20 protein-coding genes and 1 pseudogene are annotated in these 23,828 nt (G+C 35.8%); 7 read left to right on the top strand and 14 right to left on the bottom strand.

The genetic code is table 11. The features are described 5' to 3' along the window. Window positions 1–55: 55 nt before the first annotated feature. From IPK14_02980 to IPK14_02965, 4 genes are all read left to right on the top strand, one after another. Window positions 56–1,246, top strand: a complete 1,191-nt coding sequence (locus IPK14_02980; GenBank protein MBK7992398.1) for an FAD-dependent oxidoreductase — start codon at window positions 56–58, stop codon at window positions 1,244–1,246. 3 nt (window positions 1,247–1,249) lie between these two features. Then, window positions 1,250–2,125, top strand: a complete 876-nt coding sequence (locus IPK14_02975) for an RNA polymerase sigma-70 factor (protein MBK7992397.1) — start codon at window positions 1,250–1,252, stop codon at window positions 2,123–2,125. 15 nt (window positions 2,126–2,140) lie between these two features. Further along, the gene (locus IPK14_02970) at window positions 2,141–2,461 is read left to right on the top strand and encodes an RS21-C6 protein (GenBank protein MBK7992396.1); all 321 of its coding nucleotides are present in this window, start codon (window positions 2,141–2,143) and stop codon (window positions 2,459–2,461) included. Window positions 2,462–2,614: 153 nt separating this feature from the next. Beyond that, window positions 2,615–4,990 carry a S9 family peptidase gene (locus tag IPK14_02965; protein ID MBK7992395.1) on the top strand — a complete coding sequence of 792 codons (2,376 nt, stop codon included), beginning with the start codon at window positions 2,615–2,617 and terminating at the stop codon, window positions 4,988–4,990. An 85-nt stretch (window positions 4,991–5,075) separates the two neighbouring features. Here the strand turns inward: IPK14_02965 and IPK14_02960 are convergent, their stop codons facing one another. The 4 genes from IPK14_02960 to IPK14_02945 all read right to left on the bottom strand — a co-directional run bounded on the left by IPK14_02960 (window position 5,076) and on the right by IPK14_02945 (window position 9,511). Further along, a complete protein-coding gene (locus IPK14_02960) occupies window positions 5,076–7,163 on the bottom strand; it encodes a patatin-like phospholipase family protein (protein ID MBK7992394.1) in 2,088 nt (695 codons plus the stop codon). A gap of 172 nt (window positions 7,164–7,335) precedes the next feature. Continuing rightward, window positions 7,336–7,944 carry a hypothetical protein gene (locus tag IPK14_02955; protein MBK7992393.1) on the bottom strand — a complete coding sequence of 203 codons (609 nt, stop codon included), beginning with the start codon at window positions 7,942–7,944 and terminating at the stop codon, window positions 7,336–7,338. Window positions 7,945–8,073: 129 nt separating this feature from the next. Then, window positions 8,074–8,874, bottom strand: coding sequence for a metallophosphoesterase (locus IPK14_02950; GenBank protein MBK7992392.1), 801 nt, complete (start codon window positions 8,872–8,874; stop codon window positions 8,074–8,076). A 127-nt stretch (window positions 8,875–9,001) separates the two neighbouring features. Further along, window positions 9,002–9,511, bottom strand: a complete 510-nt coding sequence (locus tag IPK14_02945; protein ID MBK7992391.1) for a DinB family protein — start codon at window positions 9,509–9,511, stop codon at window positions 9,002–9,004. Window positions 9,512–9,775: 264 nt separating this feature from the next. On the opposite strand from IPK14_02945, the gene IPK14_02940 reads away from it, so the two are divergent. Beyond that, complete coding sequence (locus IPK14_02940; GenBank protein MBK7992390.1) at window positions 9,776–10,912, top strand: hypothetical protein; 1,137 nt, start codon at window positions 9,776–9,778, stop codon at window positions 10,910–10,912. 157 nt (window positions 10,913–11,069) lie between these two features. On the opposite strand, the gene IPK14_02935 is transcribed toward IPK14_02940, so the two are convergent. From IPK14_02935 to lptC, 7 genes are all read right to left on the bottom strand, one after another. Next, window positions 11,070–11,402: a hypothetical protein gene (locus tag IPK14_02935; protein MBK7992389.1), complete on the bottom strand. Its 333-nt coding sequence runs from the start codon at window positions 11,400–11,402 to the stop codon at window positions 11,070–11,072. Then, window positions 11,393–11,938, bottom strand: coding sequence for a hypothetical protein (locus tag IPK14_02930; protein MBK7992388.1), 546 nt, complete (start codon window positions 11,936–11,938; stop codon window positions 11,393–11,395). The genes IPK14_02935 and IPK14_02930 overlap by 10 nt, the downstream gene beginning before the upstream one ends. A 3-nt stretch (window positions 11,939–11,941) precedes the next feature. Beyond that, window positions 11,942–12,907: an HPr(Ser) kinase/phosphatase gene (gene hprK / locus IPK14_02925; GenBank protein MBK7992387.1), complete on the bottom strand. Its 966-nt coding sequence runs from the start codon at window positions 12,905–12,907 to the stop codon at window positions 11,942–11,944. Window positions 12,908–12,970: 63 nt separating this feature from the next. Beyond that, the gene (raiA, locus tag IPK14_02920; protein ID MBK7992386.1) at window positions 12,971–13,513 is read right to left on the bottom strand and encodes a ribosome-associated translation inhibitor RaiA; all 543 of its coding nucleotides are present in this window, start codon (window positions 13,511–13,513) and stop codon (window positions 12,971–12,973) included. A gap of 72 nt (window positions 13,514–13,585) precedes the next feature. After that, complete coding sequence (gene rpoN, locus IPK14_02915; GenBank protein ID MBK7992385.1) at window positions 13,586–15,130, bottom strand: RNA polymerase factor sigma-54; 1,545 nt, start codon at window positions 15,128–15,130, stop codon at window positions 13,586–13,588. 75 nt (window positions 15,131–15,205) lie between these two features. Beyond that, window positions 15,206–16,120: an LPS export ABC transporter ATP-binding protein gene (gene lptB, locus IPK14_02910; protein MBK7992384.1), complete on the bottom strand. Its 915-nt coding sequence runs from the start codon at window positions 16,118–16,120 to the stop codon at window positions 15,206–15,208. A 15-nt stretch (window positions 16,121–16,135) separates the two neighbouring features. Then, window positions 16,136–18,601, bottom strand: coding sequence for an LPS export ABC transporter periplasmic protein LptC (gene lptC, locus IPK14_02905; GenBank protein ID MBK7992383.1), 2,466 nt, complete (start codon window positions 18,599–18,601; stop codon window positions 16,136–16,138). A 240-nt stretch (window positions 18,602–18,841) separates the two neighbouring features. On the opposite strand from lptC, the gene IPK14_02900 reads away from it, so the two are divergent. Together IPK14_02900 and bcp are read left to right on the top strand one after the other, a co-directional pair. Further along, window positions 18,842–19,585 carry a Uma2 family endonuclease gene (locus IPK14_02900; GenBank protein MBK7992382.1) on the top strand — a complete coding sequence of 248 codons (744 nt, stop codon included), beginning with the start codon at window positions 18,842–18,844 and terminating at the stop codon, window positions 19,583–19,585. Window positions 19,586–19,610: 25 nt separating this feature from the next. Continuing rightward, window positions 19,611–20,081 (top strand): thioredoxin-dependent thiol peroxidase, encoded by a 471-nt coding sequence (bcp, locus tag IPK14_02895; protein MBK7992381.1) that lies wholly within the window; start codon window positions 19,611–19,613, stop codon window positions 20,079–20,081. A gap of 12 nt (window positions 20,082–20,093) precedes the next feature. Here bcp and IPK14_02890 read toward each other — a convergent pair whose 3' ends face one another. From IPK14_02890 to IPK14_02880, 3 genes and pseudogenes are all read right to left on the bottom strand, one after another. Beyond that, window positions 20,094–20,933: a GNAT family N-acetyltransferase gene (locus IPK14_02890; GenBank protein MBK7992380.1), complete on the bottom strand. Its 840-nt coding sequence runs from the start codon at window positions 20,931–20,933 to the stop codon at window positions 20,094–20,096. 96 nt (window positions 20,934–21,029) lie between these two features. Continuing rightward, a pseudogene (locus IPK14_02885) lies at window positions 21,030–22,746 on the bottom strand (glutamine--tRNA ligase/YqeY domain fusion protein). A 118-nt stretch (window positions 22,747–22,864) separates the two neighbouring features. After that, window positions 22,865–23,758, bottom strand: a complete 894-nt coding sequence (locus IPK14_02880) for an aldo/keto reductase (protein ID MBK7992379.1) — start codon at window positions 23,756–23,758, stop codon at window positions 22,865–22,867. Between the last annotated feature and the right edge of the window lie 70 nt (window positions 23,759–23,828).

Genomic DNA, 23,828 nt, shown 5'->3' with positions numbered 1-23,828 from the left:
CTAACTCGTCTTAGGGGGCGAAAGCTAAACTTAAACAAGTTAGAGGTAAGAATTTATGACTAGTAGCAAAATTAACCAAATAGAAAAAGTAGTTATTTTAGGTGGTGGTTATGCTGGAACACTTGCAGCAATGCGTTTAGCAAGAAAAAATAAGAGCATAAAAATTACTTTAATCAATGCCCAAGAAACTTTTGTTGAACGAATCCGCTTACATCAATTTTTAACTGGTCAACCCTACAAACAACTGTTTTATAAAGACTTATTTACTGGAAAAAATGTTGACTTTCTAGCTGCACAAATTATAGATATAGACTTAAATAATCGTTTAGTAAAAGTTAACCAAGCTAGCAAAGACAAACAAATTCCCTATGACCGACTTATTTATGCTTTGGGAAGTCTTACAGATACTAGCGTAATTGATGGATTAGAAAAATATACTTATAGCTTAAATTCTTTAGCTAAGTCGTTGGAAATTAAAGACAAGCTGACACAGCTAGCTAAAAATAAAGGTAAACTTGTAATTTGTGGTGGTGGTTTAACTGGAATTGAATCAGCAACAGAAATTGCTGAAATTTTCCCTACAATTAAAATTACTCTGGTGACTAACGATGTTTTTGGCTCGCAACTCTCGCAAAAAGGTCAAAATTACTTAAATCAAGTCTTTGCTAAATTTGCTATCACGGTTAAAGATAAAACTCGTGTTTTGCAAGTTAGCAAAAATAGCTTACATTTAAGTTCTGGCAAACAACTGGAGTTTGACTTGTGCCTTTGGGCAGGAGCTTTTACAGTTCCAAAAATAGCTAGGCAAGCTGGTTTAATGGTAAACAGCCTTGGTCAAGTTCTTACCGATATTACCTTAAGATCTTTGTCTCATTCAGAAGTTTATGCTGTGGGTGATGCAGCAACTATTAATGGAATAGAGCTAAGGATGTCTTGCGCTAGTGCTATGCCCTTAGGCGCATATGCTGTAGACAATATTTGTAATGAGTTGCAAAACAAAGGTTTAGAGCCATTTTCTTTTGCTTTTGCTGGTCGTTCTATAAGTCTTGGTCGCAAACATGGTTTAATTCAAGTAGCTGGCGCGGATGATGTACCCAAAGAAAGCATTATCACAGGTCGTTTAGCAGCATTAATAAAAGAAGTCATTTGTCGTTATACTGTTTGGTCAATTAAATTAGAACAAAAAGAACTATTTGCTTATACTTGGCCCAAATCTAATCTTCAACTCTTGGAGGCTAAAGCTTAAAAGATGGAAGACTTTCAAGAATATAGACCCCTGCTGTTTTCTATTGCTTATCGAATGTTAGGCAGTGCGACAGATGCAGAAGATATTGTTCAAGATGCGTATTTACGTTATTTAGCTACAGATAAATCCCAAATTCATTCCTTAAAAGCTTACCTAAGCCAAATTGTTACTAGACTATCACTAGATCATTTGAAATCTGCACGAGTTGAGAGGGAAAAATATATTGGTCTATGGCTACCTGAGCCATTGCTAACAAATGAAAGCGATTTACCAATGAATAATAAGCTAGAGCTTTTTGAATCTATTTCTATTGCTTTTTTGACTATGCTAGAACGCTTAAGCCCGCAGGAAAGAGCTATATTTTTGCTACACGAAGTTTTTGATTATTCACATCAAGAAATTGCTGAAACCCTGGATTTAAGCGTAGCTAATTGTCGTCAAGTCTTCCACCGTGCTAAAGAACATATTGTTAAAGAAAGACCCCGTTTTGAGCCTTCGCGCGAGGCTCAAGAAAAGCTTGTGTCAAGCTTTGTTACAGCTTGCCAAGAGGGAGATTTTGCAACTTTAACAAATATTCTAGCAACAGACATAACTGCGTGGTCAGACGGTGGAGGCAAAACTAATGCTGCTCGTAGACCTGTTATAGGCCAAAACAATGTCTTAAAGTTACTATTTGGATTAATGAGCAAAAATCCGGCTGTCTACTTCACATATGGACAAGTGAACTTTAGTCCAGCCGTGTTTTCTTGGTTAGAAGAGAGTTTGATTAATGTTACTTGTTTTCAAGTAGCTGATGGGCAAATCAAAAATATTTATACAATTGTAAATCCTGATAAGCTGGTATACTTACAAAACCAATTAAAAGCACAACAAAATTAATAACCAGGTTAAAAAATGGCAACATTAAAAGAAAACCCAACTTTAGCCGATTTACAAGAATATATAAAAGATATATGTAAAGAAAGGAATTGGGATAAAAACACCCATTTAGAGTTATTTTTGTTATTTTCCGAGGAAGTTGGAGAGCTAGCAAAAGCCATCCGTAAACATCAAGGTTTATATGATGAAAAGGCTAAAAACAATCAATCTCATTTGGAAGAAGAATTTGCAGATGTTTTTAGTTACCTGTTAGATTTAGCTAATTACTTTAATGTAGACTTAGAAAAAGCTTTCCGCCAAAAAGACAAAATTAATGCTAGCCGTGTTTGGGATTAACACCCATCATTAATGGCTAGGCTATCGAAATATCAAAATTTAACATCTATAGGGAGAAACTTAACTATGTTGCGAGTAAATCATTTTACTTTAAGAACTTTTTTTCAGTTCTTTTTGGTAGTTGTTTTATCGCTTCTGTGTACTAATATGATTTTGGCTCAATCAAATACAAAATATCAAACACCTCCAAAAGCTGTAGCAGATTTGGTTGATATACCTCCTACGCCAGTTGTTAGCATTAGCTCTAAACGTCAATGGCTAGCACTACTACAAGCAACAAATTTACCGGCTATTTCAGCCGTAGCTCAACCAGAGCTACGACTAGCTGGAGTACGTATTAATCCAAATACGAATGGGCCAAAACAGCTAGTTTTTTATTACAAAATCACTTTATTAAATTTATCAACACAAGAGCAAAAAGAGGTTGTAGGCTTGCCAGCAAATGCTCAGTTAAGTTTTAGTGTCTGGTCGCCTGATGAAAAGCATATTGCTCTAACAAATACTACTGATACAGGTATAGAACTTTGGCTGGTTGAAGTAGCAACTGCTAAAGCACGTAAGTTAAACACTCCAAAGCTAAATTGGGCATTAGCTCCAACTTTAACTTGGCTATCAGATAGCAAAACTTTAGTTAGCTTATTTATTCCTGAAGGCCGCACAGAAGCTCCAATTGTTCAAGTTATTCCAAACGGGCCAATTATCCAAGAAAGCATTGGAAAAACTGCCCCTACTCGAACATTTCAAGATTTACTGAAAAATTCCTTTGATGAACAACTTTTTGAGCATTATACAACTGCCCAACTTGGCTTGGTTTCAATAGATGGGACTTTTAACAAAGTAGGTAGTCCGGCTGTTATTCGCTCTGTTCAAGCTTCACCCGACGCTAGCACTTTGCTAGTACAAATAACGCATCGTCCTTATTCCTATAGTGTGCCTTATAGTTACTTCCCTACTCGCGTTGAACTATGGGATAAAACAGGAAATCTAGTTAAACAACTGGTAGATTTACCTTTAAGGGAACGTGTACCAATTAATTTTGATGCTGTTTTACCGGGCCCAAGATTTTACTCTTGGAGAAGTGATGCACCTGCTACAATTTATTGGGTTGAAGCTCAAGATAATGGCGACCCATTACAAAAAGCAGATGTTAGGGACAAGGTTTTTACTTTAGCTGCACCTTTTAACGCTGAGCCAAGCAGCATAGCTTCTTTAGCTTATCGTTATGATGGGATGAGTTGGAGCGATAAAGGCTTTGCGCTAGTTTCAGAAAGCTGGAATAAAACCCGTGCTACTCGTACTTGGTTAGTCAATACTAATCAAACTGGTAGCCCTAAGTTACTTTTTGATTATTCTTCAGAAGATCGATATGCTGACCCTGGCAACCCTGTTTTTAAGCGTAGCGATTTAGGCACAAATATAATGATGACTGCTAATGATGGCAAAAGCATTTATTTAATAGGTGCTGGTGCTTCTACTGAAGGAGATCGTCCATTTTTAGACAAGCTAAACTTAGAAACAGGTAAAACAGAAAGGCTTTGGCGTTCTGAAGCACCTTATTATGAATTTCCACTCTCGCTAATTGATGAAAATGCTCAACTTGTTTTAACTCGTCGTGAGTCAAAAACTGAGCCACCAAACTTTTTTCTTAGAGATTTATCAAAAAATAAATTACAAGCAGTAACTAGTTTTCCACACCCTAGCCCACAATTTGCCAATGTACAAAAAGAGCAAATCCGCTATAAACGTGCTGATGGAGTGGATTTAACAGCTACACTTTATCTACCTCCAGGATATTCAACTAAAGATGGAAGACTCCCACTAGTAATGTGGGCGTATCCTCAAGAATTTAAGAGCGCGGCAGCAGCAAGTCAAGTTACTGATTCACCCTATAGATTTGTAAGAATTAGCTATTTTGGCCCTCAATTTTTACTTGCTCAAGGCTATGCGGTTCTTGATGACCCAACAATGCCAATTATTGGAGAGGGTGACAAAGAGCCTAATGATACTTATTTACAACAACTTGTAACTAGTGCCGAAGCTGCTGTTGAAGAAGTCGTCCGACGTGGAGTAGCTGACCGAGATAAAATTGCTATTGGTGGTCATTCTTATGGTGCCTTTATGACAGCAAACTTACTTGCTCATTCACGCTTATTTCGTGCTGGAATTGCTCGAAGCGGTGCTTATAACCGAACTTTAACGCCCTTTGGATTTCAGGCTGAGGAACGTACATTTTGGCAAGCACCTGAAACTTATGTAAAAATGTCTCCTTTTGTTTATGCAGATAAAATTAAAGATGCTTTGTTAATTATTCATGGTGAAGCAGATAATAACCCCGGTACTTTTCCAATCCAAAGCGAGCGACTCTATCAAGCAGTCAAAGGTTTAGGTGGAACAGTTCGCTTAGTGATGTTGCCAAATGAAAGCCATGGCTATCAAGCACGTGAATCTATTCTGCATATGCAATGGGAGATGATTGAGTGGCTAGATAAATATGTTAAAAATGCGAAAACACAACAAGCAGAAAAGTAATTTTTGTTAAAAATGCGAAATAAATAAATCAGGCGACACAATCATTTTATTATGTCGCCTGATTTTATTTTGATTTAGAAAATTTCTAGTTTAGAAAATCATTTAGTGCTACACGGAGTCTAGCGTTTAGGTCATTAAATGCTAAATCATCAATAACCCAATTTTCCAATTGATCTTTACCAATAGAAACTGAATGTTGTTTTCCTGTGTTAGAAACAAAATTAACTCTATCGCCACCCGTATAAACTGCACGGTAATTAGTTCCATTAAGTTGAATATTGCGGTCAAAAGAAATATTTGCTGGTGGAGTTTTAAGATTTGTTCCTCGTGCGCCAGGTGTTCTTAAATCATCTAAAAAGTTACGGAAAAAGGATTGAGTAACTGACCGAGTTTGTCTATCTAGTGTAGGATCAAGCTTTGTGTCATAGCCAAAGCCCAAAGTTGAGTTAGCTTGTTTATAATTTTCTAAATTCCAAGTTAAAATAGACAATGCAAAAACATTAGCAGCAGGCTTAGAAGCTTCGCGAAAATCTTTTGCTCCACCAGCAGCAGCCCTCATCATATTAAGAGCCGTTAATCCACTAGAAATTGCATTTGATGGTCTTAACTGGCCTGATGCAAGCGGTTTAGGTTGACCCTGGTTATTTTTAGGGTTATTTCCATTTGGCTCAGTTAGGTTAAGGGCTACTGTAGGCAAATTATTTTTGTTATAACCAATAGGTAAATTGTCTAGCACTCCACCATCAACAAGCTCTACTTCACGACCTGTAGCAGGATCAATCATTTGGACACTATCATAAAGTCCAGGTATTGACATTGAAGCACGAACAGCTAGAGCAACTGGGGTGTTAGGAGTTGTTTCTTGGCTAAAAACAAAAATACGGTTTTCTACTTTTGATAAATCTTCTTTACCGGCAGGCAGTTGGCTATCGTTATACTTAGTTGTAATAATTTGGCAAGGAATTGGCAAATCTGCAAATGTAACTGGGCGATCTTTAATTCCAGTAATTTCTCTTAACTTTTGATCAAATAGGTCATAAGCAGCACTTCCATTAAACAATCCTCCATCCACATCAAAACCAAAATCAAAAAGCTTTTGCAACCGTTCATCTTTAGCAAAATCGTCTGCTGTTTTAGGATCTCCCCCAGCAGCAATTAAATCCGCAGCAATTGAGCCGGCAGATGTTCCACTAACGCTAGTTGGAATTATTCCTAGCTCATACATTGAGGAAAATGCAGGATTATAGCGTTTTCCCTTTCCTCCACCACCTTCTAAAGCTAAGTGAACTCCTACAGGTTCGCCATCTGTAACAGGCATTCCTTGTGCCGCACGGTTGCTAGCTACAAGTTGTTTATATTCTCCTAAATTGTTAACAGTAATATTACTTCCATTTTCACCCTTAAAAGTAATAGGTTTACCATTGCTAAAAAGTAATTTATTTGGGTCAGGTGGTTGTGTTACAGGCACTTTTGTAGGGAATTTACTAGCATTAATTTGACCGTTATTTAGCTGAGAAGACATAAATTGTGGGTCAACCCAAACTGTGCCGGGTTTTGGTGCAGTTTGAGCGGTATAACCATATTTAGAACGTAATTGGCTTTCCGCTGTTAAAAATTGGCTACGTACACGGGCAATTTCTGCTGGATTTGTGCCTTGTTGCTCTAGTTGGCGAAGTTGAGTTTCTAGCTGTTTAACTTGTTGAATAGAAGTACGAAAATCTTTTGTGCCATTAAGAAAATCTTTATTGCTAATTGCACGAGGGCCTAAAAAATCTATGTTTGCTGTATCCGTTAGATTAGCTCTGCTAGCTTCTGCACTGCTGCGACTACGATTAATCCCTATTTGAATGGCATCAGCTAAAGTTTGTTTTGGAGGAAAACTTTTAGCTATTTGTTTAGCAAATTGTGCTTCTTGACGAGAAGCTATTGAGTGAGATGCAGTAATTTTATTTAAGGATTGACTAATTCTATTTTGTGTATTTTGAGAGTCAAAAGATTGTCTAGATGCCGTAGTTTGTTCTTCTAAACGGGATTTTAAGTCTATATCAACTGTTTGGGTTTTAGCAGATTCAGTTTTAGCAGATTCAATTTTAGCAGGTTCAATTTTAGTAGGTTCAATTTTAGTAGTATTATCTAATTGTTGTGGCAAACGCACATCATTATTAATTTTCATTTGTTTTTTTTAGGGCCTTTCTCAGAGAATTAGCAAAAGTTGTGGGCTAGGCTCTATCATCGGCAAAATTTACTAATAAGTTGCATTGGAAAAAATTTTTTAGGCTGGTTACAAAACAGAGCTATTACTAGTAGAAACAACTAAGCCTAGCTATTAGACTAGGCTTTTTGTTTTATTCATCTTTTGTTCCTGCATCTTCTGATTCTTCGTCTTCTTCAACTACTTTTTTCTTAGGCTTTTTGGGTTCCTTTTTATCTTTTTCCTCTTTTTCTAATGAAGTATTACGTAAGGCACTAGGGTCATAAGCTTTAATAATTTGCTTTTTCTTTCCATTAGCTAAAGTTTGCTCAAAAATTACTTGATCTGCATCAATTTGAAGTATCTCCCCATCATAAAAAAGCATGCCGCTATAACCAAAAAATAAACGACCATTAACAGCCTTTAGAAATGCACCATAGCCTTCAACAGACTTGTAAATACCATTAACAGAAATCTCATCAATCAAATACGGTTGAGAGGTTTCACGCGCTTCACCTCGTCTTATAGCTAAACGTTGTTCATTAAGACGATCACCTAGATTAGGCATTTCTTCTAAAACTTCTTCTTTAGCCGCAGTTTTTTTCTTTGAGATATTTTTAGTTTTTGTTTTTTTAGCTTGCGTTGCAGTAGGGTTATTGTTGGTTGGTTGTTGTGTTGCTTGTGTTTGATTGACTAAGAAAAAACTCTCAGCAACCAAAACAGCTATTAAAAATATTACAAACAATAAATTCTTAGTTTTCATAACTTTTGGTATTTTTTGATAAATAAATAAAGAGTTAAAGGTTGGCTTAATTGTACGACATTATTGCTATTTAGTGCAAAACGAAAAGTCTAAATTTACAAATCTAAGAATTATCCCTAGTCAAAGTAATTAGTCTATAATAATTAGCTCCTGCAAATGAGGTTTACCATAGATTGCAGCACCAGTTTTTACTAACAAATTTGGTAGAATTTTTGCTTGACCTTCGCCATGAGTATGTCCACATAAAACCAGCATTTCTTTTTCAGGATGATCGCTCATTATTTTATAAAGCACATCTCCAACAGCTTTACAGCTAAAAAATGGTAGATAATTATTGTCAGAAACTTTTCCACGATGCCAACAAGTTTCTTGAAAAGGTGGAACATGAGTAACTAAAACAACTTTTTCATACCTAGAAAGTGCTTTAGGTAAAATACTTTCTAAAAAGCTTGCAGCTTCATCACCAAGGCGGTTTAACACCTTAAAAAGTTCTCTATTATCTGGCACAACTAAATCACTAATTAAAAGAAAATCATTAAGTATTACTGGAGAGTTATGAAAATCTCCAAAACGACCATCGCCCCAACCATCATGACCAAGCAAGCAGGTTTTTGATGTTAGTTCCACAATTTCTACGGCTGGAAGCCATTTAAGAAATGAAGTTTCTTGACTTAGTTGAGTTACCTCCTGCCTAACTTGAGCAATTTCCCCGAAGTAAAAATCATGATTGCCTAAAACAAAATATATAGGAATTTGTAAGTTTTCTGCAAGTAATTCTAAGTGTTTTTTTAGATGGGGAGTTTCTGAAATATCTCCGCTAATAATAAGTGCTTGAGGTTCAGGTTTTAATATTTCATTACAAAAAAGCTTTATTGCTTCCTTACGTAAAAAATTCAAGTGTATATCTGTAACCCAAGCTAACCTATTCATAAATTTTTCCTAAAAAATTAAAAATTAAACAAACTTATTAATTAAAGCATATTTTTAGAGTTGATCAAAAACATAAAGCTTTTAATTTTTGCTTTATATTTTTGATCAAAAATAGGTTTAGAAGTTTCTACATACCAGTTTCATCGGCTGAAGGGCCATAAATAGATGGAACGGCTACATCATTAAGACGTAGATAAACGCCTAATTGAGCGCGATGATGAACATTATGATTTAGGATAAAGCTACGAACTACAGCCACTTTAGGCATAGCAAAAACTGTTTGACCACCACTTAATAAAGTCCATGTTCCCATCAAGGTTTCATTGCTAGCTGAAGCTAAGGCTTCCCGAGCATCAGCAACATTTTTATCAAACATTTCCAAAAGTTCAGCTACAGAGCCAGCTTTTGGAGTTTGAAAGCCTTCGCCATCTTTTGGGGCAATATCAAAACTATCTTGATTAACACTTATTCCCATCCAGCTAGGAAGATTAGCTAAATGTGAGGCTAAATCTATCATAGACATAGACTTTTCGTGTGGTTTCCAATCAAATTTATCTGCTGGTATGCGTTCTAAGGATTTTCTTGTCCCCGCCATTTCATGATCAAATTCTGGTAATAATGTATCGCTGATTTTCATTAGTTCCTCCAAGAAATTAATTAAAATTATTGTAAGTTGATTTTCTAGTGGGGTGAATAATAGGCGAAGTTGCTAATAAAAATAAAGCGGTTTTGCCTATTTTTTGGTAATAATAGATAAAAGTTAATGAGTTTCTATAATATATTTTTATTTATGGAATAATTTAAGTTTTTAAGAAGAAATTGTGTAAGTTAAGAACTATCCAAAACATTAAAAATTTTGCTAAAATAATCCAGCCCAAAATTGTTATTTAATGGTAGTTTCATGCCTAAATTAATTATCAAAATAAAAGAAACAATTCCATTGCTTATCAATGCTATTGTACAAGGGTGGTTTAGTTTTCCGCCAAGAATTAGAGTTTTACTTTCTGCAAGTGCTACATTTTTATTAATAATGATCGGATTTATATTTGTTTTACAATATCAATTAAAACAAACACCTGTTGAAGTAGTTGATCTATCTCATGCCTTAATATCCACAAAAAAAACTATAGAAGAAACTAAACCTAACATAGAAAAACAGACCCTTGTTATTGATTCAACAGAACAAGCAATTGCAGCAGACGCTTTTGATGATGATGACACAATCATAGTAACAAAACGTGAAATTTCTGAACAAGAAATGTTTCGTATCAGTAATGATTGGCTTTATCCACAAGTACAAGAGCTTAAACGTCGAGTAAAAGATATTACTATTTCGATAGAAAAAGATAAAAAATACTTAGAAGAAAATGCTTATTTAATTGAACCAACCAAAAAAGAGATAGCTCAACTAGAAAAAGAATATCAGCGAACTAGTGCAGCCTTAGATCTACCACAACTTTCTAGTAATTCTTTTCATGATGAAATGCAGCGGCGTTATGATGATGTTAGGGTACGTTTAACTGCGGCACGAAAAAAATTAGCTGTCTTAGAACAAGTTGTTGCTTCAACAGAACGCCGTAAAACCGCTAATGAACAAGCTTTACCACAGATAGAAATTGAAGCTAATAATTTAAGTCAGCGTTTAGAAAAACTCTACTCACGTGACGCAAAAATTCTAGCAACCACTTATGAATATGCTAGTTCTGGAATCAAAACCCTGCCTTTACTAAGATTTATAGGAAATGGTTTTTGGAATCTAGGTATGTTGCAAGAGCTTAAAACTGCTTATCGCGTCCGTTTTCAGCGTGATTTACCTGTTAGTGCTTTAGGGCAAAGTAAGACACATGATCGTATGGGCTGGGATCATACTAATGCCGCAGATGTAGCACTTCATCCTGGTACTACTGAAGGTCAATGGCTAGTTGCTTATCTTAAGGATCAAGGTATTCCTTTTATTGCTTTTCGTTCAGCTATGTCAGGTCATTCTACAGGCCCACATGTTCATGTTGGCCTTGCTAGCAAACGCCTAAGACGCTAAAAACTAAGTATTTATAGCTAATTAGCTAATTGGTTAGCTTTGGGGGATCTTTAGGATTTTTAGCTAAAGTTCTTAATACTATTTCTTCCACTTTTTAGAAACACTTGGGACTATTTTTTGGCTGCCTCCAAAAAACTGTCTTATAAGCATTGACACATTAGCGTTTACCTACATCTCTATGTGTAGCACGTGCTTTATAGCCGCTTTTGCGTAGGCGTTCACAAAGAGTTTCTGCAATCATTACAGAACGGTGTTGGCCTCCAGTGCAACCAATGCCAATAGTTAAATAGCTACGTCCTTCCCGTTGATAACGTGGAACAAGAAATTCTAGCAAATCACTAAAACGATCTATTGTTTCAGTAACTTCTGGGAAAGTTAGCATATAATCAATGACTTCTGTATTGCGCCCGGTTAATGGTCTTAGATCTGGCACAAAATGTGGATTAGGTAAAAATCTTACATCAAAAAGTAAGTCTAACGCTAAAGGCATACCATCTTAAACCCAAAACTCATTATAGTTAAGTTCATATTTAATGAACCTGTATTTGTAGCAAATTCATCTACAAAATATTGCCGTAAAGTATGAACAGTATGCTCAGAGGTATCAACAATAATATCGGCTAGATCCCGAATGGGGGCAAGTAATTTTTTTTCTGTACGAATTGATTCTAATAGGTTATCAAAACTTTCTACTAAAGGATGTGGTCGGCGAGTTTCTGAAAAGCGGCGTTGCAAGGTTTCATCACTTGCTTCTAAAAAAACCATACTAATTTCTAAATCTGTTTTATGTTGTAACTGTTCATATATTGGAGGAAATTCTGTTAAGAAATGTCGCTCTCGGCTATCTATTACTAAAGCGGCTTGAGTAATATTTTCTTTAGTACGTCGGCATAGTTCAATAAAAGTAGGTATTAAAGCAACAGGCAAATTATCAACACAAAAATACCCTAAATCTTCAAAAGCTTTTATTGTAGTATGTTTACCTGAGCCACTTAAACCAGTAATAATAATTATTTGCAAACTCATAAGCTATTTTTCTTGTCTACTAGGTTTTATTCCTAAAGCAGCAGCATGACGATTAGTAAACTCTTGCACTGCATTTATCCCTCGAAGTTTTAGTAAATGATTTCGTACTGCCACTTCTACTAAGGTAGAAACATTACGCCCAAAAGTTACTGGCAGTCTAATTAGAGGGATATGTAACTCTAAAATTTCATTAAATTCTTCTTCTAAACCTATTCGGTCATAAAATTTATGTTGTTCCCAACGCTCTAGCTTAATAATTAAGCTTAGCCTTTGACTTAAGGAGATGGAAGAAAAACCAAATAAGTTTTTAATATTTAATATTCCTAACCCTCTTATTTCCATATGGTCTTGAACCATAGTAGGTGCATTACAAACAAGTTTATCCGACCCTATTCTACGTACTTCTACAACATCATCTGATACAAGGCGATGTCCTCGAGTAATTAAATCTAAAGCACATTCACTTTTACCTACACCACTTTCACCTTGCAGAAGTATTCCCATTCCAAACATATCTATCATTACACCATGTAATATAACTAAGGGAGAAAGTTTTTCCTGTAGAAATTCTGTTAGTTTAGCTGTAGCAATAGAGCTAATTTCTGAGGTGACTAAAACTGGAAGTTTGGCTTCTTCTGCTAGGATAATTAACTCTTTTGGAGCATCCAAGTCCCTAGTTAATAGAATAACTGATAGATTTTTTAATGGTAGATTAGAAAATATCTTAAATCGTTCTTCTGAAGTAAGTTGCGTTAAAAATGTATGTTCACTTTTACCTAAAACTTGAATTCGCCCATAGTCTAGGGAATTACCTCTCTGAGCAAGAGCAAGTCCTAGGCGTTGAAGGTAGCAGACATTTATTTCTCGATTTAATCCAGAATCACCAGCAAGTATGCGTAAGTCAAGATAATTAATGGCTTCTTTTAGAATTTGATAAACGCTAATACTTGGTTTTATTGGTGTGTTCATAAAGATAAAAAGATAATAAGTAGGGTTGGCCCTAAGATTTAATAAATCTCAGGGCCAAAAAAACTAAGGCTCAATTAATCCAAAATTTCCATCATTACGTTTATAAATTACAGCAACGCCATCTGTTTCTGCATTTCTAAAAACTAAAAAATAGTCCTCTGAAATCCTTAATTCTTGCATTGCTTCTTCTGCTCTCATAGGCTTAGTAGCATAGCGTTCAGAGCGCACAATCCTTGGTTCATTGGTGTTTGTTGCTTCTTCTGCTGCAAGCTCTGGAACACCAATTACTGCTACAGTACTTGGTGAGTGGCGTTTTTGATCGGTTTTTTTCTCTTTTAATCTTAAAGCTTGTCTTTCTAATTTATCAGCAGCTTGAGAAATAGCTGTATACATATCCTCAGTTTCTGCCTGTACAGTTAGCTCTTGATCGCGCCAACGAAAGATAATTTCTGCTTGATGACGATGTTTTTCTACTTCTAGGATAATATGTGCTTTTCCTGCTTTTTCAAAATCAAAAACTTTCTCGATTTTCTCTAATTGCTCTTTGGTATGTTTTTTTATTGCTTCTGTAATATCTACATGTCGCCCTGTGAACTCAACTCTCATAGTTTTTTCAGCATATAACCTAAAATAAGTTATATAACTGCCTCCTAAAAATAAAATTAAAGACCTAAATACTTATCCAACAATACGCCTTTCACGTGAACCCGCAATATTCATCTGATCCCTATACTTAGCAACTGTGCGCCGGGACATCTTCATCCCCTCTTTAGCCAAGCGTTCTGCAATCTCTTCATCTGTTAAAGGGTTACGTGCATCTTCCATTTCTATCATTTTTTTAATCTGTAATTTAATTACTCTAGTAGAAACTTCCTCTCCATCATCGTTAGTCATTCCTTCGGTAAAAAATCTTCTTAGCTCAATTACTCCTTGAGGGGTATGAGCATATTTACCATTAACAACACGTGAAACTGTGGAAAGGTGCATTTCTATATCTTCAGCAACATCTTTTAGCATCATTGGCCTAATATGTTGAGTACCATAATCTAAAAACTCTCGTTGTCTTCTTACAATTGACTCACATACTTTATAAATGGTTTGCCGGCGATGTTCAATGTTTTTTAGTAAATCTACTGCGGAACGAAACCGATTTTTTATATAATCTCTTGTCTCTTTGCTAGTTTCACCAGCCTCTAACATCCGTCGATAAGTTGAATTTATCCGTAGTTGAGGCATTCCATCATCATTAAAATGTATATAGTATTCATCATCTATTTTTTCAATATAAACTTCTGGCTCAATATATTGAGTATTTTTTATTGCATACTTACGTCCAGGATATGGATCTAGCTTGCGAATTACTTCTAACTCAGCTTTTAATTGGTCTAAGGTAATATTTAACTCTTTAGCTAAATCAAGCAAGCGATAAGGTTGTAAACGGTCTAAATAACCAGTAACAAGCTTTGTTGCTAGTCGGCTAGCACAACCCATTTGTTCTAATTGTACTAATAAACATTCTTTCCTATCTAATGATCCAACGCCTACAGGCTCAAAAGTTTGTACAGTACGACGTGCTTTTTCTACAATATCTAAAGACCAATCGCCCATTTCCATAATTTCTGGTAATGTTGCGTCTAAATAACCATCATCATTAAGATTACCAATTATAGCTTCAGCAGCTTCTCGGCTTTGTCCAGAAAGTCCAGACATATTTAACTGCCAAAGCAAATGTTCAGATAAAGTCATTGGGCGAGTAAGCATATTCTCAAAAGACGGACGCTCTCGCTCCTCATGTTCATAAGTCTTATAGCCAGGGTCTAAATATTCTTCAAAAGTGCTACCAAAATCTATTTCTTGAAAAGAATCTGGATTAACATCTGTGTCTGTGTCTACCTCTTCATAGTTATTTTCTTGGTTAGTTGTTTTACTTTCTATGGATTCAGTCATTGACTCAGTCATTGTTGAACGTTCGCTAGGAACTATTTCTGGAGCAGCATTATTTTCTGCTGCATATAATGATTCATCCATAGTAGAGATTGACTCTACAGTTTCTCCAGGGCCAGTTTCATCTATTTCAAGTACAGGGTTTTCTAGTATTTCCGTTTGAACAAGATCTTGCATTTCTAGAGTTGTCATTCCTAACAATTCTATTCGTTGCCTCATTTGCGGCGTTAATACTAATTGTTGTCTAAGACTTGTGCTTAAATTTGGCTTAATTGACATAGTAGAATACTCTTGGAGTTTAGAACTTAAATCTATTTTTACCTTAACTAACAGAAACTACTGTTAGCAACTTAACTACATCCTAAAGTTCTCTCCTAGGTAAACCCGTCTTACCTCTTTATCTGAAGTAAGTTCCTCAGGTGTACCTGCTCGAAAGATTGACCCATTGTTAATAATATAAGCTCTATCAGTGATTGCTAATGTTTCACGTACATTATGATCTGTAATTAAAACACCTATACCACTAGCTTTTAAGCGATTAACAATTTTCTGAATATCCAGTACTGCAATTGGATCAATACCTGCAAAAGGCTCGTCTAAAAGAATAAAATAAGGTTTTAAGGTTAAACAACGAGCTATTTCTGTACGTCGTCGCTCTCCACCAGATAACGCATATCCTTTTGTATGGCGTACATGAGCAATATCTAATTCTTCAAGTAACTTTTCTAGTTGTTCTTGGCGTTCTCGCCAAGAAAGTTCTAATGTTTCTAAAATAGCTAAAATATTTTTTTCTACAGTTAGTTTACGAAATATTGAAGCCTCTTGTGGTAGATATGAAATACCGCGTCTTGCCCTTAAATACATTGGCAAATTAGTTATATCTCCACCACCTAAGTCAATATGTCCAGCATCAGGCTTTTCTAAACCAACAATCATATAAAAACTAGTAGTTTTGCCAGCACCATTTGGGCCTAGTAGTCCTACTATTTCCCCGCGTTTTACCTCTATTGCAACGTCATTAACAACACATCTGCCCCGATAGGACTTTTTTAATCCTTCCGCACGCAAAAATTCTGGCCCTTTATCTGGGGTTTTACTGGTAATTTCTCTCGGCAGTTGACGAGGAATTGTTAAAGACTCAACCTCTATTAGGTTGTTGACGGCAGATACTTGTTCTAGGCTAATTTCACTAGCTTTGTTTCCCAGCGTTTCTATCTCAACGTTAAGTTTTTTAGTTTTTTTTCCCACAGCAGCTTCTTTACTCCTCATTAGAACTTTTGTGCTTCAACGTTGAACTTCGTGGGTTGATCTGACTCGTCGTGTGCCTCGTTGGTCATCGACGAAGATTCTATCATCGCCCCCCATCAAAGTCAATCTACGACCTGTTATTGTCCCTTGCAAATCTGATACCACCCTTGCCATATTTCCGGTTAAGATAGTTTTTTGGTCTTGAGCAGTATATTCCGCTTCATCCCCTTCACCACGTCTACCAGGTTGTGTTAGAACAACTTTTTCAAAAGCTTCTAAACGTTTTAGCTCATTTATTTCTGATTCTAGGAAAATTTTTACTTGTGCTGCTTCTAACATTTCATTGCCCTGTTTAATTTTTACTGAACCCTGATACATTGCAAAACGCTCTTTGTCTAAATAGTTCATTGCATCAGAAGTAGCGAAAATTGGCACAATTTGCTGGTTATTTTTCCCCTCAACAGCACTTTTTCTTGTTTGATATAAAGCAGAAGAAACTTTACCTGTAGCTAACATCTTGCGCTCATCTCGAAAAAGTTCTAATTTTTCTGCTCTAACAAAATTATCATCCTGCCAGGCTCTTGCATCCCCTGTATAAATTGCTTCTCCACGTGCATTAAAAATATGTAAATCTTTTGATGTAATAAATACTGGTGCTTTCATATTACGAAAAGGTGTTGCTTGTCCTGTTGTTGATGGACTGTAATAAGTTGAGCGAACCTTTCCACGAGCAAAACTTTCCTGCTTTTCTGTCCAAAGGTCTATTTCATCTGCTTGTGTTCGTGCTTGTTCATCCCAAACCATTACTTTACCTTCTCTAAGCTCTATTACTTTTTTTATACTATCATACTTAGCTTTTTCTGCTAAAGCATTGCGACTACCTTCTTGATACTTAAAGTTACCTTCTTGTAGTGCTTGAAGAAGTTCGCCGCTAGTTCTCTCAAAATTAGCTTTAGCCTTGTCGCTCTCGCTAATACGTTTTGGTAGCGGTTCTTTAGAAATAGTCTCTATTTCCAATTTAACTTTCCCTTGAGCATTTAGTTCACGTACAGCATTATCTGACTCAAAAAAAGCTAATTCCATTTGTTCTGCTGTCATCAAACGTTTTTCAGCACCAGGAATTTCTTTTATTGGTGTGATAGTAACGCTAGCTTGTCCTAAGGCTTGGGCTAGGCGTAAAAATTGTCCTCCAGGATAATAAAAGACTTCGGCTTCATTGGATTTTAGTTCTTTTTTAGTAGGGTTAGGGACTTCTTTAGTTGGTTCAACTGCATCAACTTTTAAGTAAACATTTCCTATAGCTTTAATTTTATCTACTTGGCTACCTGCTGGGCTAGTTATAGTAGAAACTATTAGTTCATGAGCTGTTAGTGTTCTAGCTGGCCCTTTATTAGTAGTTTCTGCTTGGACATTTTTTACTGCTTGGGCGCGGGATAAATTGCCTAGATCGTCAAAGAAAAAGTACATATTTTCGGAATCAATTTTTAAATCGGCAGTTTTTGATTGATTTTCAAAATGACTTTCTCCCTGAGTTTCTGCTTGAGAAAGTTTTCCTGCTGTATTAAAGGCAAAATCCATATCAGTAGCATTTATTTTTAAGGTAGAGTCTTTTTGACGGTTTTCTAATTGGCTATTTCCTCTAGCTTCTGCTTGAGCAAGTTTACCTGCTGCGTCAAAAAAGAAATTCATATTAACTGCGCTTAAACTAAAATCGTCCCCACGCGCACTTTTTAGCTGACTTCCGCCAAATGTTTCTACTAATTCAATTTTCTTATCTTCTGTTAAATAAGCTGTTATTAAATCTGCGCTTAAAAATCGGTCTGGCTCAGCTAATTTGGCATTTCCTTCTAAATTAATTACTCTATCATCGCTAGTATATTCTGCCCAATCTCCTGTTATTTCCACTGCTTTACTAACAGATTGAGCATTGTCATTAGCAGGCAAAACTTTTATATAAACAGCTTCTTTCATTTCCAATCGACTAGGCTTTGACTCTAGTATCATTCCTACACAATTACCACTAATGCGATCCCGACTAAATTCTACCTTTTCTGGTGACTCTGCATTACCAGTAGTTTGATCATAATCTAGTATTTCAGTTTTTACTTCTAAGCCATCTTTACTAGTGATGATTACATTTTGTTGAAATCTAAGAACAGCTTTTGTTTGATCATAATCACAGAGATCTGAAGTTACTTGGCCTGAAACCGTTCCATCTTCATCAAAAAGCTCTAATTTAACTTGCTCTAGTTCATGACGAGAATCACTAAAAACTTTATCTTTAGCAGCAGTAAGACGATAGCGAGTACGACCTTCATGGTAATCATACTTAAAATTATTAAATTCTGCGGTGATTTTTTGGGTTAGTTTGATTTTTTTGTCTCGTGAAGGAGTAACGGTATTCATTCTTTTTACTAGCTGAATACCAAGCAATGTAGTTACACCTAAAAAAACTACTATTGCTATTGCTTTAGCAATTAAAGGCAATCGCCCTCTTAACATCTTACTTGCTCCTAACTAAAAGCTTTTCTTAAAATTAAGTAAAATTTGGCTACATTATAACTATAGATGACTATTAAGCTATTTTGGCTTACTCCAGCAATAGTAGCAAGAAAAGAGAGCCTAAAAAGCTAAGTCTGCTAGCAAACTAGTTATGTTTTGCCTATAATTCCCATAAATTCTAATCTAAAAATTCGTTGGTTTTTAGTAAAAAATCCATCTATTCGCTAAAAGGAAAAGCTTATGAGTAGTCCACTTAATTTTGATTTTGACCCACTTTACCCAGAAAGCGATGGTAAACCAATGGCTGACAGTACCCTGCAATTTGATTGGATTAGTATCATCAAATGGGGATTAGATAAAGAATTAAAAAATGATTTTGTAGCTGGAGATTTATTTTGGTATCCAGTAAAAGGTGACCCTTACACGCGTGTTGCTCCAGATGTGTTAGTAGCATTGGGCCGTCCAAAAGGGCCACGTCGTTCTTACAAACAATGGGAAGAAGATAATATTGCCCCTCAAGTTGTTTTTGAAATTCTTTCCTACACAAACACTAAAGAAGAAATGGCTGAAAAATTGCTTTTTTATCAGCGTCATGGCGTTTCGGAATATTATGTTTATGACCCACAACATAATAACTTAAAAGGGTGGTTGCGTGCAGGTGATAAGTTATTAGCCATTGTTCCTATTCAAAATTGGACTAGTCCGCTTTTAGGTATTCGTTTTGAGCTTACCAGTAAAGATTTCACTATTTACCATGTAAATGGTGAACGGTTCCTTGACCCAATAGAAATGAGCGAACAACAGCAACAAGCAACTAAAACTGCTCAAATAGCCGAAGAGAAATTATTACAGGAACAAAAACGCGTCAAAAAAGAACATCAACGCGCTGAAAAGGAACATCAACGTGCTGAAAAGGAGCATCAACGCGCTGAAAAATTAGCAGCTAAATTACGCGAACTAGGAATAGATCCCAGTAAGTTATAGTTAATTTATAAATTTAGGAGTTTTCATGTCACTACTTGAAGTAGGAGCCAAAGCACCAACATTTAGCACTTTTGACCAAAATGGCAAGCGAGTTTCATTATCAGACTTTGAAGGCAAAAAAATCATTTTTTATTTTTATCCTAAAGATAACACTCCAGGTTGCACAAAAGAAGCTTGTGCCTTTCGTGACCAAATTACTCAATTTCAAGATCTAAATGTTGTAGTAATTGGTGTTAGCATTGATAGCATTAAATCCCATAAATCTTTTAGTGATAAATATCAGCTTCCATTTACTTTGTTATCTGACACAGACAAAGACATAGTTACAAGCTATGGTGTTTGGGGAGAAAAAACAATGTATGGAAAGAAATACTTTGGAATAAATCGAGTAACTTATTTAATAAATGAACAAGGGGTTATCTCAGCAGTATTTCCTAAAGTAAAACCTGAAATTCATGCTGAAGAAATATTAAAATTATTAAGCCCTAGTAAATAAAAAGTTTATGGTTTAACCACTATTTTTATCAACTAGTTGCCATTTGATACGAGTATAAGCAATACGAAAACCTTGACGTTCAGCATTTTTTTGTGAAGCACTACCAGCTAAAGCACACATCATAGCAAGGTTACAACCTGCTTTAACTGCATAATTTAGCCGTGCATTTAATAATGCTAGCTGCGCTCCTTGCTTACGTGCATCAGGAATAGTGCTAGCTCCTGCTAGTAGTGCTACACCATCGCAAATACTTAAAGCACCTGTAGCAACAGCCTTGTTATCAATTTCAGCTAAAAATGAAAGCACATTTTTTCGTTTAGCACTAATTTGTGAGATTTCTAGCATAAAATCTGCGTACTCTAAAAACTCGCTCCATCCTTTTGCTGCTGTGCTGACCCATAAGTCATGCTCATTTTCTTGGACGATTCTTACATTAATTTTTTCACTATGTTTACTATTTTCATTTATTTGCAAAGGTCGAAACATCACATTAGTAAATTCTATAGGCTGATAATTTCTTTGATTAAGCAATTTAGTAGTTTCAGCATCAACAAGTGGGCTAACTTCATGAAAAACATGGGCTTGAAATTGCTTATAAAAATCTTCTATTTCTATAAGTTCGCTTTCTGTAATTGGCTGAAAAATACCTAATCCAAAAGTTTGCGTTAGTGGGGATTTAACACCGTCATACATTGCGTAAGCACCAGCAATATTTTTCCAACAAGCTCCGCTTTCAGGAAAAAGCTTTGCTCTAGTTTCAACAAATTCAACATTACTAATAGCTTCCACTTTTTCTAAACGTTGTGAGAGTGCTAAATCAGCAAAAGGAAAATTATTAATTTGCACAGTCATAATTCTATCTTAGATTCCTAACGTAGTTTACTTATTAAGAAATAGCAATAGGGCGAAAAATCGCCCTATATTGTTTTGCTAACCACTTTAATTAGTTCACTTACCTTTTTTCTCTACCTTTGCCCAAGTGTCTTTAAGTGCAACTGTGCGGTTAAACACCAACTTTTCAGCAGTAGAATCTGGATCTAAGCAAAAATAGCCTTGTCTTAAAAATTGATAAGGTTGCCCTAAAGGAGCCTGAGCTAAACTAGGTTCAAGTTTACAGCCTGTTAAAACCTGCAAAGAATTTGGGTTTAAGTAGCTTTTATAATCTACACCTTCTTTTTCTTCATTAGGATTAGTTTTGCTAAACAAATGGTCATAAAGTCGGACTTCAGCATCTACAGCATGTTTAGCAGAAACCCAATGAAGCGTGCCTTTTACCATTCTTTGATCTTTTGACCACCCACCTTTAGTTTCTGGGTCATAAGTGCAATGTACTGCAACCACTTCACCTTGATCATTTTTTTCTACTCCTACACAAGTTATGTAGTAAGCGTGTTTTAACCTAACTTCTTTACCAGGTGAGAGACGGAAAAAACCCTTTTGGGTGGTTCTTCCTTAAAATCATCTTGTTCAATATAAATTACTTGTGAGAAAGGAACTTTTCTATTCCCAGCCTCAGCATTTTCTGGATTATTAACTGCGTCTAACTCTTCTTCTTGATCATCTGGATAGTTATCAATTATTACCTTAAGTGGATTTAATACACCCATAACACGTAGTGCATTTAGATTTAAGTCTTCTCTTAAAGTATGTTCTAGGAGGGCGATTTCTACCATACTTTCACGTTTAGCAACGCCTATTTTTTCACAGAAATTTCTAAGTGCTGCGGGTGTATAGCCTCGACGACGTAGCCCAGAAATAGTTGGCATTCGTGGATCTGTCCAACCGCTAACATATCCTTGCTTAACTAATTCTAGTAATTTTCTTTTACTTAGTACTGTATGGCTGATATTAAGACGAGCAAATTCAATTTGTTGTGGGTGACATTCAACATTTAATTCATCTAAAACCCAATCATACAATGGGCGATGATCTTCAAATTCTAGTGTACAAATAGAATGTGTAATTTTCTCAATAGAATCTGATAGACAATGAGCATAATCATACATTGGATAAATGCACCATTTATCGCCTGTTCTATGATGATGTGCTTTTAAGATACGGTAGATAACTGGATCTCTCATATTAAGGTTTGGTGAAGACATATCAATTTTTGCCCTTAATACTTTTTGGCCTTCCTCAAATTCGCCTGCTCTCATACGCTCAAAAAGGTCTAAGTTTTCCTCAACAGATCGATCTCGATAAGGACTATTTTTCCTGGCTCGGTTAAAGTGCCTCTATACTCACGCATTTGCTGTTGGTTAAGGTCACAAACAAAAGCTTTCCCCAATTTAATTAGTTCTACTGCATATTGATACATCTGCTCAAAATAATCAGACGCATAATAAAGATGTGTTTGCCAGTCAAAACCTAACCATTTAACATCTTCTTGAATAGAATCTACATATTCAACTTCTTCTTTGCTTGGGTTTGTATCATCAAATCTTAAGTGACAAACTCCCATCTGATTTTCTTTAGCAATGCCAAAATTTAAGCAAATTGATTTTGCATGTCCTATATGCAAATAGCCGTTTGGTTCTGGTGGAAAGCGTGTAGCCACACGTCCATTATGTTTATTATTTTTAAGATCTTCTGCGATAATTTCACGGATAAAATTACTAGCTGGAGTGCTAGGAGTTTCATTTACTGCTTTTTCTGTTGCTGTCATAACTTATACCTACAAAATTACAAAATTTTTATAAAACGTTTATTTGAGCTAAATTAAGCCATTCAAGGAAAATTTTCAAAGAAAAGCTACGGACTTGATTAATTTAACTTAAACCTTATTAAACTTGTCCATGCCAATTTTCTCCGCCAACTTCTTGCCAACGTGAGCAAATTGCTGCAATTTCTTTGGCTGAAAGTGGGCCATCAGCCTCCAACATTTTAGCATTTGCCTGCCAGCGTCCTGGCTGTTTGGTGCCAACTATTGCTGTACAAACTCCAGGTTGACTTAAAGTAAAGCGCAAGGCGATGGAAAAAGATTCTGCACTGCTAAGAAAATCATATTTTAGCTTTTGGATTCTTTCCCAGTAAGGATGATGATAAGCATTTTCTGGTTTCTGGGAGTTTCTCCAAACAGCATTAGCAATCGGACGTTTAGCAATTACACCTAAGTTATAGCTTTGTGCTAAAGGTAAAAGTAAATCTATTGCTTCTTGATCAGCAATACTTATAGAAGTTTGAAGACTATCAAAAGCACCTGTTTTAATAGCAAAAACAGCGTCTTGACCATCGCCGCTATAGCCAATATAGCGAGTATACCCTTTTTGACGTGCTGTTTCTAAAGCCTCTATAGCCTCGCCTTGCTTGAGTGTTTCTGAGTTACAAGAATGCAGTTGGATTAAGTCTAAAAAGTCAGTTTTTAAGGCTTTTAAGCTAGTTTCAATATGCTTAAGTAAGCCTGTTTTACTCCAATCAAATTTAGTAAAACCTTCTGCTGCACCACATTTGCTAAATAAGTAAAAATCCTTGCGTCTATTACTAACTGCTTGTCCTATTAATTCTTCGCTAGCTAAATATGCGGCAGCAGTATCAATTACATTAAGCCCAGAATCTAAGGCTTCATTAAGAAGGGTTGTAACATTTTCTAAACTAGCTCCTTCAAAACCTATTTCCGCACCACCATAACCAAGCACACTAACTTGCATATCTGTTTTGCCAAATTGCCGTTTTTCCATAGCCCTATCCTTTAATTATTTTTAAGTTTTTTAACTTCGGATAAGTTTGTATGTTTTAGTAGCGGTGCGT

This window comes from Blastocatellia bacterium, assembly GCA_016713405.1.
Classification (GTDB): domain Bacteria; phylum Acidobacteriota; class Blastocatellia; order Chloracidobacteriales; family JADJPF01; genus JADJPF01.
Note: the sequence above shows the minus strand (reverse complement) of the source record. Positions and strands in the feature narration are given on the sequence as shown.